This is a genomic window from Bradyrhizobium sp. 27S5 (assembly GCF_037217225.1).
In the GTDB taxonomy this organism is placed as follows: domain Bacteria; phylum Pseudomonadota; class Alphaproteobacteria; order Rhizobiales; family Xanthobacteraceae; genus Bradyrhizobium; species Bradyrhizobium septentrionale.
The window spans coordinates 8,648,397-8,661,201 of record NZ_CP147714.1; the positions used below are offsets into that span (position 1 = coordinate 8,648,397).

Consider the following 12,805-nt stretch of genomic DNA (forward strand, 5'->3'; position numbering starts at 1 on the left):
CATCGACGACGACATGTCGGTTCGCACCGCGACCCACAATCTCGTCAGGTCGCTCGGCTACGCAGTCGAGACCTACGCGTCGGCTGAGGAATTCCTGCACTCGCCCCACCTGAATGAGACATCCTGTGTGATAGCGGACGTCCGGATGCCGGCCATGAGCGGGCTCGACCTGCAGAGCCATTTGATCGCCAGCGGACGGCGCTTTCCGTTCATTTTCGTCACCGCCTTCTCCGTCGAAAGCGATCGCGCCCGGGCCCTGAGGGCGGGAGCGATCTGCTTTCTGAGCAAGCCCTTCGACGGCGACGTCCTGATCAAATGCCTCGATACGGCCCTGGCGCAGAACGGAAGCGCACCCGGCGAATGAGTTCACATCAGACATACGCAAGGATGATGCCGCCAAACATCAGGACAAGTTGCGCCTGGACGATGGTGGCGCGAGATTGCGCACCGTCGTCCTTCGCGAAGATCGACGGCCAGGACAGCATCAGAGACAGCATCAGACATTCTGATTGGCAAATGGCAATTCCTCGGAAGGAGGTCGCCATGCGAGCGGAACCGCGCTGCGCCCAGTGTGACAGCGAAGAGCCCAAGATCATCAGTTTGCGAAACCCGGCGGGCGAACGCTACTGCGGACGCCTCTGCCTGCACAAAGCTCAGGAGGAATTCACTCGCTGGCTTTGGCGTGCGAATGCGGAGGCCGCGTCATGACCGGCCGTTGCGGGAATCCGGGGTGCAGGCGCCCGTTCGGGCTGATCCGGCACAGCTGGCATTTCGAGCAGTTCTGCTCCGTGAAGTGCCGCGAGATCTACAAACAGCAATTGGAGCGCAACAAGGCCTATTGGAAGTGGCTCTATCCCTTCTCCGGCAGCCGCGGCCCGGCGAGGAAATTGGTCTGACGGCGAGAATTAACGACGCTCAAAGGAGGCCCCATGACGACAGTCGATGCGATGCTGGTAGGAGCGATACTCGCATGGGTGCCCTCGCTCATTGTCTTCCTCTACATCGTGCGCGATCTGCGAAACATGCCGAGCGAAGATCTCGATTGATCGCCTCAGGCGGCTGATGAAATTCGTCCATTGACCACGGCGAAGTTTGCTCCGTGCTTAGTCCGCAGCTACACGGACCGTCCCAGGCGAAGAAGGAAGCACTGATTTAGTCGGATTGGCGCACGATCAGCCGACTGGCTCATCGACGCAGAGTAACCCCTCCCCGTCATCCTGAGGAGGCCGCGGAGCGGCCGTCTCGAAGGATCAACAGCCACGCTCCCGCCGCGAGAGAATCGGAGCGCGCCGAGATATGCGGGCCGTGCATCCTTCGAGACGCGCTTCGCGCTCCTCCAGCGACAAAGGCGAAGCCTTTGCGCGGGGATGACGGGACAGGGTCCGCTGGACGACGAACTATCCGCGAACGTACGCCGCTATATCTCCACGCCCTCGTGCCGCAGCAGCCAGCGCTTGCGCTCCAGCCCACCGCCATATTTGACCAGTGAGCCGTTGGCGCCGATCAGGCGGTGGCAGGGCACGACGACGCTGATCGGGTTCGAGCCGTTGGCGTGGCCGACCGCACGCATCGCGTTCGGCACTTTCAGTTTCGCCGCCAGCGCGCCGTAGCTCATGGTGGTGCCCGGCGCAATTTTCGGCAGCGCGTGCCACACCTTCTGCTGGAACGGCGTGCCGGCGACGCGCCATTCGACATCCGCGAGCCGATCGAGATCGCCCTTGAAGTAATCGGCTAGCGCCTCGCGCATCGCGGCCGGCGCGCGGCCGTCCCGCAGCGTCACCGCGCCATAATGCAGCCGCAGCAGGTCGAGCATGCGTCCTTCATAGTCGTCCCAGTCGAGCGCGCGCAGCACGCCGTCGTCATCGGTCACCAGCAGCGCGGTACCGATCGGGGTCTTGAGGCGGTCGAGGTTGAAGCTCTGTGCAGTCTTGCGGTCGGCCATGGTCATCGCTCGGAAACAGGTCGCTCGGCATACAATTCACCGCCCGCGTGCTAGCGTCCACCCGAATTCCGGTTAAGGGGGACCGCATCATGCTTTGGCTTGGCAATGTTCTGGTCGCGGTGGTGGCCATGCTGCACATCTATTTCCTTGTGCTCGAGATGTTCCTGTGGACCAAGCCGGTGGGCTTGAAGACCTTTCGCAACTCGATCGAGAAGGCGACCGACTCGGCCGTGCTCGCCGCCAATCAGGGGCTCTATAACGGCTTCCTCGCCGCCGGACTGATCTGGGGCCTGGTGCACGGCAATCCGGCCTTCGCGTTCCAGATCAAGACATTCTTCCTGCTCTGCGTGATCGTCGCCGGCGTCTACGGCGCCGCCACCGTGAGCCGGCGTATCCTTTATGTGCAGGCGACACCTGCGGCGCTGGCGCTGATCCAGCTCTGGCTCGCTTAAGGCGCGGGCGCGCTTTTGTTTTCTTGAGCATGATCCCCTCGGAAAACCGCTTCACGCTTTTCCGGATCATGCTCAAACGCGACACTGCGCGCAGGGCGCATCGCCTTGCAATGCAACCACGCTTCCTCCATCATCCCTGATAACGGTGACATCCGCCGGCTCGAGGCTTGCGGACAAGATCACCGGCAACATGGGAGGTCACGGACATGAGGAGCGTGCAATTGCTCGCTGCGACAGCGCTTGCCATCGCGTTGTCGGTTACATCGGCCGCCGCGCAGAAGAAATACGACATCGGCGCGACCGACACCGAGATCAAGATCGGCCAGACCGTGCCGTTCTCGGGCCCCGCATCCGCCTATGCCGGCATCGGCAAGACCCAGGCGGCCTACCTCAAGATGATCAACGATCAGGGCGGCATCAACGGCCGCAAGCTCAACCTGATCCAGTATGACGATGCCTATTCGCCGCCGAAGGCGGTCGAGCAGGTGCGCAAGCTGGTCGAGGGCGACGAGGTGCTGTTCACCTTCCAGATCATCGGCACGCCCTCAAATGCCGCCGTGCAGAAATATCTGAATACCAAGAAGGTGCCACAGCTGCTCGCCTCCACCGGCGCCTCGCGCTTCTCCGATCCGCAGAATGCGCCGTGGACCATCGCGTTCAACCCGAACTACCAGTCCGAGGGACGCATCTACGCCAAATACATCCTGGCCAATCACCCCAACGCCAAGATCGGTATCTTCTACCAGAACGACGATCTCGGCCGCGACTACATCACCGGCCTGAAGAGCGGGCTCGGCGACAAGGCCGCCAGCATGATCGTCGCCGAGGTCTCCTATGAGCTGACCGACCCGACGGTGGATTCCCAGATCGTCAAGCTGAGGGCCTCCGGCGCCGATCTGATCTATGACCCCTCGACGCCGAAATTCGCGGCGCAAGCGATCCGCAAGATCGCCGACCTCAACTGGACCCCGGTGCACATCCTCGACATCAATGCGAGCCCGGTGTCGGCGACGCTGAAGCCCGCGGGCCTCGACATCTCCAAGGGCATCATCTCGACCAACTACGGCAAGGACCCCGCCGATCCGCAGTGGAAGGACGATCCCGGCGTGAAGGCCTATTTCGCCTTCATGGACAAGTATTATCCGGAGGGCGACAAGCTCAACACCGTCAACACCTACGGCTACTCGACGGCCGAGCTTTTGATCCAGGTGCTGAAACAGTGCGGCGACGACCTCACCCGCGAGAACCTGATGAAGCAGGTGACCAGCCTGAAGAAGTTCGTGCCGAGCCTCGCGCTGCCGGGCATGTCGATCACGACCGGACCGAACGACTATCGCATCAACAAGCAGATGCAGATGATGAAGTTTAACGGCGAGCGCTGGGAGCTGTTCGGCCCGATCATCGAGGACACCGGACCGGCGGGTTAGGTCGCGCCGCATCGAGGCTCCACTCCCTCTCCCGCTTGCGGGGGAGGGTTGGGGTGGGGGTCTCTCCACGAGTCACGTGGCGGAGAGAGCCCCCACCCGGATTGCATCTTCGATGCAATCCGACCTCCCCCGCAAGCGGGAGAGGTAAGCAAGAGACCGGACAAAAGCCGGCGCAGCGCTTCTCCGCGGCCCACCCGCCTTTCCGCATCGCCCCCTACTTTCGTTGACTGAAATCGCTCACCTTTTCGGCGCCGCTCGTCTTGCGTTGCAGCAAGCGTTCCGCCAGTATCCGGCGCAAGCGATGGCGACCGCGGGACTTGAACCCGCGGACAAGATCATCGGCCAACCATCAGTCACGTGAGGGAAACAGCATGATGAGGAACGGTATTTTACGTCTGGTCACGGGAACGGCGCTTGCAGTCGCGCTGTCTGTAACGTCGGCCTCCGCGCAGAAGAAATACGACACCGGCGCGAGCGATACCGAGATCAAGGTCGGCCAGACCGTACCCTTCAGTGGCCCGGCCTCTGCCTACGCCACCATCGGCAAGGCCCAGGCCGCCTACATCAAGATGATCAACGACCAGGGCGGCGTGAACGGCCGCAAGATCAACCTGATCCAGTATGACGACGCCTATTCGCCGCCGAAAGCGGTCGAGCAGGTGCGCAAGCTCGTCGAGAGCGACGAGGTGCTGCTGACCTTCCAGATCATCGGCACGCCGTCGAACGCCGCCGTACAGAAATATCTCAACGGCAAGAAGGTGCCGCAGCTGTTCGCCGCCACCGGCGCCTCGAAGTTCACCGACCCGAAGAACTTCCCCTGGACGCTCGGCTTCAACCCGAACTATTTCAGCGAAGGCCGCATCTACGGCCAGTACATCCTGAAGGAGTATCCGAACGCCAAGATCGGCGTGCTCTATCAGAACGACGACCTCGGCAAGGACTATCTGAACGGCATCAAGGCCGGCCTCGGCGACAAGGCGGCGAAGATGATCGTGGCCGAAGCCTCCTATGAGGTCTCCGACCCGACCATCGATTCGCAGATCCTCAAGATCAAGGATGCCGGCGCGGACCTGTTCTTCTCGGCCTCGACGCCGAAGCAGGCGGCGCAGGCGATCAAGAAGATCGCCGAACTCGGCTGGAAGCCGGTGCACATTCTCGACATCAACGCCACATCGGTCGGCGCGGTGATGAAGCCGGCCGGACTCGAGGCCTCCAAGGGCGTGATCAGCGTCAGCTACGGCAAGGACCCGCTCGATCCGACCTGGAAGGACGATCCGGGCATGAAGCGCTACTTCGACATGATGGCGAAATACTATCCGGACGGCGATAAGGATTCGAGCTTCAACGGCTACGGCTATTCCACTGCGCAGCTGTTGGTTCACGTGCTCAAGCAGTGCGGCGACGACCTGACCCGCGAGAACGTGCTGAAGCAGGCGACCAACCTGAAGAATGTCGAGCTCGACCTCGCGCTGCCCGGTATCAAGGGCAACACCACGCCAGACGACTACCGCGTCAACAAGCAGCTGCAGATGATGAAGTTCAACGGCGAGCGCTGGGAGCTGTTCGGCCCGATCCTCGAGGACGCCGGCCCAACGGGCTAACGCTTCGCGCAGGTTCGAGATGCAATCGGCGGCCTCCGGGCCGCCGATTTTGTTGTTCGTTCCGTACCATCTCTCCCCGTCACCCTGAGGAGCGCGCTCTTGCGCGCGTCTCGAAGGGTCGACGGCCACCAGTGAGGCCGTGCATCCTTCGAGGCTCGCCCAGCGGTGCAAGCGCACCGCAAGGCTCGCGCCTCAGGATGACGGGGCTTCCATTGCGCTTCGCTGCGCTACTTCGGAATCTCGCCAAACGTCTTCCCGACCGGCAGCATCGCGTGGCGGATCAGCCGCGAATCCTCGACGCCGGCCTGGCGGTGCTTCACCGCCTCGCGATAGACGGGGTCGCGGATCATTTCGACGAAGGCTTCGACGCTTGGGTATTCGGCGATGAAGCAATGATCCCAGCGCTCCTCCTGCGGACCGATCAGCATCAGCTCGAAGCGGCCCTGCCAGACGATGCGGCCGCCGAGCCGTTCGAACACCGGGCCGCTCTCGCGACCATAGGCGGCATAGGCTTCGGCGCCGGTCGCCTTGCGGCCGTCGGGATAGGCGGCCCATTCACGCAGGCGCACCAGATTGAGCATGTGGATCGGGCCCGGCCGGTTGTTGTCCCGGAATTGCGCAAACACTTCTTTGGTCGGATCGATATGGCCCATGCGGTGCTCCCTGTTTCTTTGTTCCATCCTTATTTAGCAACGCGCCGCCTCACCTCCTAATCCCCCGTTAAGCTTTGCGTAACCGCCCCTTAAACCGGGAACGCTAGCGTGCCCGCGGTCAGGGTGTGAGCGTTGCGGATGGCGTGGGGACGTAAAAAAGGCGGTGCGCGCAAGGAGCCGCTGTTCGGGCTTCCGGCCGCGCTTGCCGACCTCAGACTGTCGCCGTCCGATCGCATTCCCGGCGGCGGCGACGACAAACCCGCCAAATCCAAGTCCAAGAGCGGTGACAAGAGCGGCGATTCCGGTAGCGAGAAGCCGCGCCCGTCGCGCAGCGGCAGCAAGCGGCGGAGCAAGTCGCGCGGCTTCGGCATCGGCAGGCTGTTCTATTGGACCGCGGTGCTCGGCTTGTGGGCCGGCATTGCGGTGATCGGTGTCGTGGTGTGGGTCGGCGCGCATCTGCCGCCGATCCAGTCACTGGAAATTCCCAAGCGCCCGCCGACCATCCAGATCGTCGGCATCGACGGCTCAGTGCTGGCTCAGCGCGGCGAAATGGCCGGCGCCAACATCGCGTTGAAGGATCTGCCGCCCTATCTGCCGAAGGCGTTCATCGCCATTGAAGATCGCCGCTTCTATTCGCATTACGGCGTGGACCCGGTCGGCATCCTGCGCGCCGCGGTGACCAACATCCTGCATCGTGGCGTCTCGCAGGGCGGCTCGACCTTGACGCAGCAGCTCGCCAAGAACCTGTTCCTGACCCAGGAGCGCACCATGCAGCGCAAGCTGCAGGAGGCCGAGCTCGCGCTGTGGCTCGAACGCAAGCATTCCAAGAACGAGATCCTCGAGCTCTACCTCAACCGCGTCTATTTCGGTTCCGGCGCCTATGGTGTCGAGGCCGCCGCGCAGCGCTATTTCGGCAAGTCGGCGAAGAACGTGACGCTGCCGGAAGCCGCGATGCTCGCGGGCCTCGTCAAGTCGCCGTCGCGACTGGCGCCGAACCGCAACCCTGAGGGCGCGGAGCAGCGCGCGCAAATCGTGCTCGCGGCGATGGCCGACGCCAAGTTCATCACCGAAGCGCAAGCCAAGGCCTCGATCGGCCAGCCCTCGATCGCGGTGAAGCCGGCCGGTGCCGGCACCGTGAACTACGTCGCCGACTGGATCGGCGAAGTGCTCGACGATCTGGTCGGCCAGATCGACCAGGACATCGTGGTGCAGACCACGATCGATCCGAAGCTGCAGAACGTGGCGGAAGCCGCCGTCATCGACGAACTCGCCGCCAAGAGCGTTAAGTTCAATGTCAGCCAGGGCGCGCTGGTGGCGATGACGCCCGACGGCGCGGTGCGCGCCATGGTCGGCGGCCGGAACTATGCCGAGAGCCAGTACAATCGCGCGGTCACCGCGAAGCGGCAGCCGGGCTCGGCGTTCAAGCCGTTCGTCTATCTCACCGCGGTCGAAGCAGGGCTGACGCCGGACACGATCCGCACCGACGCGCCGCTCGACATCAAGGGCTGGAAGCCGGAGAACTACACCCACGAATATTTCGGCTCGGTGACGTTGACCCAGGCGCTGGCGATGTCGCTGAACACGGTCGCAGTGCGGCTCGGCGTCGAGGTCGGCGCCAAGAACGTGGTGCGCACCGCGCACCGGCTTGGCATCTCCTCGAAGCTCGAGCCCAACGTCTCGATCGCGCTCGGCACTTCGGAAGTGTCCGTGATCGAGCTGGTCGGCGCCTATGCGCCGTTCGCCAATGGCGGCTACAGCGTCTCGCCGCATGTGGTGACCAAGATCCGCACCAGCACGGGCAAGCTGCTCTATGACCGCCCGGCCGATCCGCCCAACCAGGTGATCGAGCCGCGCTATGATGCAATGATGAACAGCATGATGCGTGAGACGCTGATCTCAGGCACTGCGCGCAAGGCGGAGATCCCCGGCTGGACCGCCGCCGGCAAGACCGGCACCAGCCAGGATTACCGCGACGCCTGGTTCATCGGCTACACCGCCAAGCTCGTCACCGGCGTCTGGCTCGGCAATGACGACAATTCGCCGACCAAGAAGGCAACCGGCGGCGGCCTGCCGGTCGAAGTGTGGACCCGCTTCATGAAATCAGCGCTTCAGGGCGTGCCGGTCGCGGCAATCCCGAACTCGCAAGGCAGTTGGGCGCCGGCGAACCTGATGCAGATTTCGTCGCAGATCACCGCGCCGTCGGGACCGATGCAGATCCAACCGCAGACGCAGGCACCGCCGCCCGCGCCGGTCCCATCCGGCGGCGGCTATTATCGCCCGCCCCCGCCGACGCCGGCACGCGCGTCAGTGCCACCCAACCCGAACGCGCGGCCGGAGGCTGCGGCGGGACTGGATGGCTGGCTGGCCGATCGGTTGTTTCGATAGGTGCAACCACGTCATTGCCGCGTAGATGGGGTAACGGGCCGGCCGCCCCCAACTTCAACTGTCATCCCCGCGAATGCGGGGATCCAGTACGCCGCGGCCTATCGGCTCAATGACAAATGCCTCTGGAATACTGGATCGCCCGCTCGCGGGCGATGACAGCAAAGGTGGCGGAGACAGCGTCGCCTACTCCTGAATCCCGTAGCGGTGCAGGTCGTTGCCGTGGGTGTCGAGCCAGTTCTTGGCGCGCGTGACCGAGGCGCAGACTTTGTCGACCACCCGCCAGAACCGCGCCGAGTGGTTCATCTCGACGAGATGGGCGACCTCGTGCGCGGCGAGGTAATCGAGCACGAAGGGCGGTGCCAGAATCAGCCGCCACGAGAACGACAGCGAACCGGCCGAGGTGCACGAGCCCCAGCGGCTGGACTGATCGCGGATCGAGATCCGGCGGACCCGCACGCCGAGTTCCGCGGCGTGCAGCTGCGCTGACTTCTGCAGATCCTTGCGCGCCTCGCGCTTGAGGAAGTCATGCACCCGGCGATCCATGTGCTCGACGCCGCCGGCGACGCACAGGATCTTCTCTCCGCTGTCGCGCGTCTCGGTCCACACCGTGCCGCGCTCGCCCGAGCGATGCACCAGCCGATGCGGCACGCCGCGCAGCGGCACCACCGTGCCGGGCTGGAACGGTGCGGCCTTCGGCAAGCGGCCGAGACGGGCGGCGATCCAGCCGCCATGGAGATTGGCGAACTCCTTGGCTTCGACAATCGTGCCGCGCGGCGGCATCGTCAGGATCGCTTCACGATCGGTCGGATGTATCCTGAGCGTATAGCGGCGCGCGCGCCTGTGCCGTCGCAGCCTGACGGTGAAGAACTGGGAGCCGTGTCTGACCAATACGGTCGCGGGTTCGGCAGGCCGCCGATAAAGGAGCGCGCGAGTAGCCATTTCTGAGAGTCCGGGGAGCAGGAGTTCGCCCGAACTTTGCCATATCCGCCGCCAGGGAAAGCGCTCGGCGCAAAAACAAATCATTTGCCCAATATACAGGGGCTGGCCGTTAATTGACCTCTACCGGCAGGGGTCGGAACCGGAATTTTTCTGATGAATCAGGCTCGCAAGCAAGGCCCATAGGATGAAACCATATTCATCCCTTGAGCCACGCCTGATTTGAGATTCTTTTAGTTAAATCAGTGACTTGCGCGACCGCGAAAATCGCGGCCGGGGCGATACCTATTCGGCCGCGGCGACCAAAGAAAGCCGCGTATTGGCCGCCGAAACCATGAAATCGGAGATCCGCGGCACGATTTCGGAGCGGAAACGCGAGCCGTTGAACACGCCGTAGTGCCCGACGCCCTTCTGCACATAGTGCACGCGGCGATGGTTCGGGATGGCGGTGCAGAGCGCGTGCGTCGCTTCGGTCTGGCCGAGGCCGGAGATGTCGTCCTTCTCGCCTTCCACCGTCATCAGCGCGACGCGGCGGATCTTCGAGGGATCGACCGGCTTGCCGCGATGGGTCATCTCGCCCTTCGGCAGCGCGTGCTTGACGAACACGAGGTCGACGGTCTGCAGGTAATACTCCGCTGTGAGGTCCATCACGGCGAGATATTCGTCATAGAATTCGCGGTGCTTGTCGACGAGGTCGCCGTCACCCTTCACCAGATTGGCGAACAGCGCTTTGTGCGCGTCCATGTGCCGATCCAGGTTCATGCTGATGAAGCCGTTGAGCTGCAGGAAGCCCGGATAGACGTCGCGCATCACGCCGGGATGCGGGAACGGCACCTTGGTGATGACATTGTTGCGGAACCATTCGATGCCGCGCTCTTCGGCGAGGTTGTTGACCGCGGTCGGATTGCGCCTGGTGTCGATCGGGCCGCCCATCAGTGTCATCGACAACGGCACGAACGGATCGTGGTTGGCTTCCATGACGGAGACGGCCGCAACGACCGGCACCGAGGGCTGGCACACCGCAATCACGTGCATGTTGCCGCCGAGCGCGTGCAGCATCTCGATCAGGTAATCGACGTAGTCGTCGAGATCGAACCGGCCGGCCGCAAGCGGCACCATGCGCGCGTCCGCCCAGTCGGTGATGTAAACCTCATGCGTCGGCAGGAACGCCTCGACCGTGCCACGCAGCAACGTCGCATAATGGCCCGACATCGGCGCCACGATCAGCACGCGCGGCTGCGGCGAGCGCAGCGGACGCGTCAGCTTGCGATCGAAATGCAGCAGGCGGCAGAACGGCTTCTCCCAGATCGAGCGAACCTCGACCGGCGTGCGGATGCCGTTGACCTCGGTCGTCGGCAGGTTCCAGTCGGGCTTGCCGTAGCGGCGCGTGGTGCGCTCGAACAGCTCACAGCTGGCCGCGATCGATTTGCCGAGCTGGGTGTGGGTCCACGGATTGAGCGGGTTCTGAAACAGGATCTTGGTGGCGTCGGTCACCGCGCGCGCCGGATTGAGCGACGCCTGTGCCATTTCGTACATCCAGTACAGCGGCGTCGTGAGAGCCGGACCGCCTTCCGCCACTAGTGGCGGGGCACCGCCAAATTCACCGATGGGCATAATATTTCCAGACCCCTGTTTTGCGCCGCAGCATCCTGACGAATGCGTAACAATGCGTCAATCCGCCGCTCACGGAATTTAGGGGCACTATCCGGCTAATACACCGAGATTCCTCGGGAAAGTGACATTTATTCACCACCTGACAGCAGCGATCCGTTGTGCTTGGCGCTCTGCAAAAGGGCAAGGAAGGTCGCAAAAGAGGCAGCGAACAGCATCGCGTTGATGACCAGCGCCCACGCCATCAGGTCGGCGCGGAAGACGTGATCGATCAAGAGCGAGCGCATGCCTTCGAACACATAGGTCGGCGGCAACGTCCAGGCGACGACTTGCAGCCAGCCCGGCAGCACCTCGACCGGATAGTAGATGCAGGCCAGCGGCATCACCGCGAACATCAGCGTCCAGACGATGCTTTCCGCGCCGAGCCCGTTGCGCAGCACGAGGCCGGAGGCGAACACGCCGACCGACCAGCTGGTGAAGATCAGGTTGCAGAAGAACGCGATCAGCGGCAGCCCGATGGCGTAGAAGTTGAAGCCGAAGAAGAACAGCGCCAGCAGCGTCATCGGGATCACGCCGATGGCGAGCCGGATCAGGCTCATGATCATCAGCGAGAGCAGGAATTCGATCGGCTTCAGCGGGCTCATCATCAGGTTGCCGAGATTGCGCGCCCACATCTCCTCCAGGAACGAGATGGAGAAACCGAGCTGGCCGCGGAACAGGATGTCCCACAGGATCACGGCGCCGATCAGCGTGCCGCCGGCCTTGGCGAAGAAGCCGGATGACTGCGAGATGTAATTCTGCAGGAAGCCCCAGGTGATGATCTGCAATGCCGGCCAGTAGACCAGCTCCAGCAGCCGCGGCCATGACGACATCAACAGATACCAATAGCGCAGCACCATCGCATTGATGCGTTGCAATGAAATCCCGCGCTGGTGATGGCTGACGAGTTCGCTCATGGCGCGCCCTCCCGGACCCGGCCGCGCGCGACGTCGAGGAACACCTCTTCCAGCGTGTCGCGGTTGTAGCGCGCCATGATCCTGTCGGGGCTGTCGTCGTCCTGGATCTTGCCGCGTTTCATGATGATGACGCGGTCGCAGAGACGCTCGACCTCCAGCATGTTGTGCGACGCCAGCAGGATGGTCGCGTTATGGGTCTTGCGGTAGGTCTCGAGATGCTGCCGCACCCAGTCGGCGGTATCCGGGTCGAGCGAGGCGGTCGGCTCGTCAAGCAGCAAGAGGTCAGGCTCATTGATCAGCGCCTTGGCCAGCGCGACGCGGGTCTTCTGCCCGGCGGACAGCTTGCCGTTGGAACGGTCGAGGAATTCGGTGAGATCAAGATCGGCGGCGAGCTGGTCGATCCGCTCGCGCAAATGCTTCACGGCATAGAGGCGCCCGAAGATGGTCAGGTTCTGCCGCACCGTGAGCCGCATCGGCATGTCGACATAGGGGCTCTCGAAATTCATCCGGCCCAGCACGTCATAGCGCTGCTCGGGAATTTTCGCGCCGAGCACTTCGACGCTGCCCGAGGTTGGCAGCACCAGCCCCATGATCATCGCGATCGTCGTGGTCTTGCCGGCGCCGTTGCCGCCGAGCAGGCCGGTGATGCTGCCGCGCGTGATGCGGAAGGAAATGCCGTCGACCGCGCGGGTGGTCTTGTAGACCTTGACCAGATGCGCGACCTCGATCGCGGCCGATCTGCCCTGTTCAGCCGCGGGCGCTTCATGAGCCGTGGGCGGTTGCCCCTGACTTGTCTCGCTCTGTTGCATCTGGCCGTTCATTGAGCCATTGCGACAATAAGC

The 12,805-nt window shown here is 63.3% G+C and carries 13 protein-coding genes; 6 read left to right on the plus strand and 7 right to left on the minus strand.

All coding sequences use genetic code 11. From position 1 onward, the window contains the following. The first annotated feature begins 13 nt into the window (after nucleotides 1–13). Complete coding sequence (locus tag WDM24_RS40605) at nucleotides 14–364, plus strand: response regulator transcription factor (RefSeq protein WP_414645794.1); 351 nt, start codon at nucleotides 14–16, stop codon at nucleotides 362–364. Nucleotides 365–371: 7 nt separating this feature from the next. On the opposite strand, the gene WDM24_RS40610 is transcribed toward WDM24_RS40605, so the two are convergent. Next, a complete protein-coding gene (locus WDM24_RS40610; RefSeq protein ID WP_275949047.1) occupies nucleotides 372–497 on the minus strand; it encodes a hypothetical protein in 126 nt (41 codons plus the stop codon). A 207-nt stretch (nucleotides 498–704) separates the two neighbouring features. Here WDM24_RS40610 and WDM24_RS40615 point away from each other — a divergent pair, with 207 nt between their 5' ends. Beyond that, the gene (locus WDM24_RS40615; protein ID WP_338829688.1) at nucleotides 705–896 is read left to right on the plus strand and encodes a hypothetical protein; all 192 of its coding nucleotides are present in this window, start codon (nucleotides 705–707) and stop codon (nucleotides 894–896) included. Between the two features lie 521 nt (nucleotides 897–1,417). On the opposite strand, the gene WDM24_RS40620 is transcribed toward WDM24_RS40615, so the two are convergent. Then, the gene (locus WDM24_RS40620) at nucleotides 1,418–1,942 is read right to left on the minus strand and encodes a methylated-DNA--[protein]-cysteine S-methyltransferase (protein ID WP_338694512.1); all 525 of its coding nucleotides are present in this window, start codon (nucleotides 1,940–1,942) and stop codon (nucleotides 1,418–1,420) included. An 89-nt stretch (nucleotides 1,943–2,031) separates the two neighbouring features. On the opposite strand from WDM24_RS40620, the gene WDM24_RS40625 reads away from it, so the two are divergent. From WDM24_RS40625 to WDM24_RS40635, 3 genes are all read left to right on the plus strand, one after another. Further along, nucleotides 2,032–2,394, plus strand: coding sequence for a DUF1304 domain-containing protein (locus WDM24_RS40625; RefSeq protein ID WP_338694510.1), 363 nt, complete (start codon nucleotides 2,032–2,034; stop codon nucleotides 2,392–2,394). Nucleotides 2,395–2,600: 206 nt separating this feature from the next. Then, nucleotides 2,601–3,821, plus strand: a complete 1,221-nt coding sequence (locus WDM24_RS40630; RefSeq protein ID WP_338829689.1) for an ABC transporter substrate-binding protein — start codon at nucleotides 2,601–2,603, stop codon at nucleotides 3,819–3,821. A gap of 374 nt (nucleotides 3,822–4,195) precedes the next feature. Then, complete coding sequence (locus WDM24_RS40635) at nucleotides 4,196–5,422, plus strand: ABC transporter substrate-binding protein (RefSeq protein ID WP_338832532.1); 1,227 nt, start codon at nucleotides 4,196–4,198, stop codon at nucleotides 5,420–5,422. 227 nt (nucleotides 5,423–5,649) lie between these two features. Here the strand turns inward: WDM24_RS40635 and WDM24_RS40640 are convergent, their stop codons facing one another. Next, nucleotides 5,650–6,075 (minus strand): DUF1330 domain-containing protein, encoded by a 426-nt coding sequence (locus tag WDM24_RS40640; RefSeq protein WP_029079497.1) that lies wholly within the window; start codon nucleotides 6,073–6,075, stop codon nucleotides 5,650–5,652. A gap of 138 nt (nucleotides 6,076–6,213) precedes the next feature. Between WDM24_RS40640 and WDM24_RS40645 the strand changes: the two genes are divergently transcribed. Beyond that, complete coding sequence (locus WDM24_RS40645) at nucleotides 6,214–8,460, plus strand: penicillin-binding protein 1A (protein ID WP_338829690.1); 2,247 nt, start codon at nucleotides 6,214–6,216, stop codon at nucleotides 8,458–8,460. 183 nt (nucleotides 8,461–8,643) lie between these two features. On the opposite strand, the gene WDM24_RS40650 is transcribed toward WDM24_RS40645, so the two are convergent. The 4 genes from WDM24_RS40650 to WDM24_RS40665 all read right to left on the minus strand — a co-directional run bounded on the left by WDM24_RS40650 (nucleotide 8,644) and on the right by WDM24_RS40665 (nucleotide 12,772). Continuing rightward, entirely contained in the window at nucleotides 8,644–9,483 is an 840-nt protein-coding gene (locus tag WDM24_RS40650) for a M48 family metallopeptidase (protein WP_166301208.1), read from the minus strand. A gap of 198 nt (nucleotides 9,484–9,681) precedes the next feature. Then, nucleotides 9,682–11,010: a polyhydroxyalkanoate depolymerase gene (locus tag WDM24_RS40655; RefSeq protein WP_338694502.1), complete on the minus strand. Its 1,329-nt coding sequence runs from the start codon at nucleotides 11,008–11,010 to the stop codon at nucleotides 9,682–9,684. A gap of 128 nt (nucleotides 11,011–11,138) precedes the next feature. Beyond that, nucleotides 11,139–11,963, minus strand: a complete 825-nt coding sequence (locus WDM24_RS40660; protein ID WP_338694500.1) for an ABC transporter permease — start codon at nucleotides 11,961–11,963, stop codon at nucleotides 11,139–11,141. After that, complete coding sequence (locus WDM24_RS40665) at nucleotides 11,960–12,772, minus strand: ABC transporter ATP-binding protein (RefSeq protein WP_338829692.1); 813 nt, start codon at nucleotides 12,770–12,772, stop codon at nucleotides 11,960–11,962. The genes WDM24_RS40660 and WDM24_RS40665 overlap by 4 nt, the downstream gene beginning before the upstream one ends. Nucleotides 12,773–12,805 lie beyond the last annotated feature (33 nt).

Bases quoted from the DNA above. Each gene is read 5' to 3' on its own strand.
- WDM24_RS40630 (WP_338829689.1), top strand. From the start codon at position 2,601: ATGAGGAGCGTGCAATTGCTCGCTGCGACAGCGCTTGCCATCGCGTTG.
- WDM24_RS40635 (WP_338832532.1), top strand. From the start codon at position 4,196: ATGAGGAACGGTATTTTACGTCTGGTCACGGGAACGGCGCTTGCAGTC.
- WDM24_RS40640 (WP_029079497.1), bottom strand. From the start codon at position 6,075: ATGGGCCATATCGATCCGACCAAAGAAGTGTTTGCGCAATTCCGGGAC.
- WDM24_RS40615 (WP_338829688.1), top strand. From the start codon at position 705: ATGACCGGCCGTTGCGGGAATCCGGGGTGCAGGCGCCCGTTCGGGCTG.
- WDM24_RS40610 (WP_275949047.1), bottom strand. From the start codon at position 497: ATGCTGTCTCTGATGCTGTCCTGGCCGTCGATCTTCGCGAAGGACGAC.
- WDM24_RS40650 (WP_166301208.1), bottom strand. From the start codon at position 9,483: ATGATTTGTTTTTGCGCCGAGCGCTTTCCCTGGCGGCGGATATGGCAA.
- WDM24_RS40660 (WP_338694500.1), bottom strand. From the start codon at position 11,963: ATGAGCGAACTCGTCAGCCATCACCAGCGCGGGATTTCATTGCAACGC.
- WDM24_RS40605 (WP_414645794.1), top strand. From the start codon at position 14: ATGTCGGTTCGCACCGCGACCCACAATCTCGTCAGGTCGCTCGGCTAC.
- WDM24_RS40665 (WP_338829692.1), bottom strand. From the start codon at position 12,772: ATGCAACAGAGCGAGACAAGTCAGGGGCAACCGCCCACGGCTCATGAA.
- WDM24_RS40620 (WP_338694512.1), bottom strand. From the start codon at position 1,942: ATGGCCGACCGCAAGACTGCACAGAGCTTCAACCTCGACCGCCTCAAG.
- WDM24_RS40655 (WP_338694502.1), bottom strand. From the start codon at position 11,010: ATGCCCATCGGTGAATTTGGCGGTGCCCCGCCACTAGTGGCGGAAGGC.
- WDM24_RS40645 (WP_338829690.1), top strand. From the start codon at position 6,214: ATGGCGTGGGGACGTAAAAAAGGCGGTGCGCGCAAGGAGCCGCTGTTC.
- WDM24_RS40625 (WP_338694510.1), top strand. From the start codon at position 2,032: ATGCTTTGGCTTGGCAATGTTCTGGTCGCGGTGGTGGCCATGCTGCAC.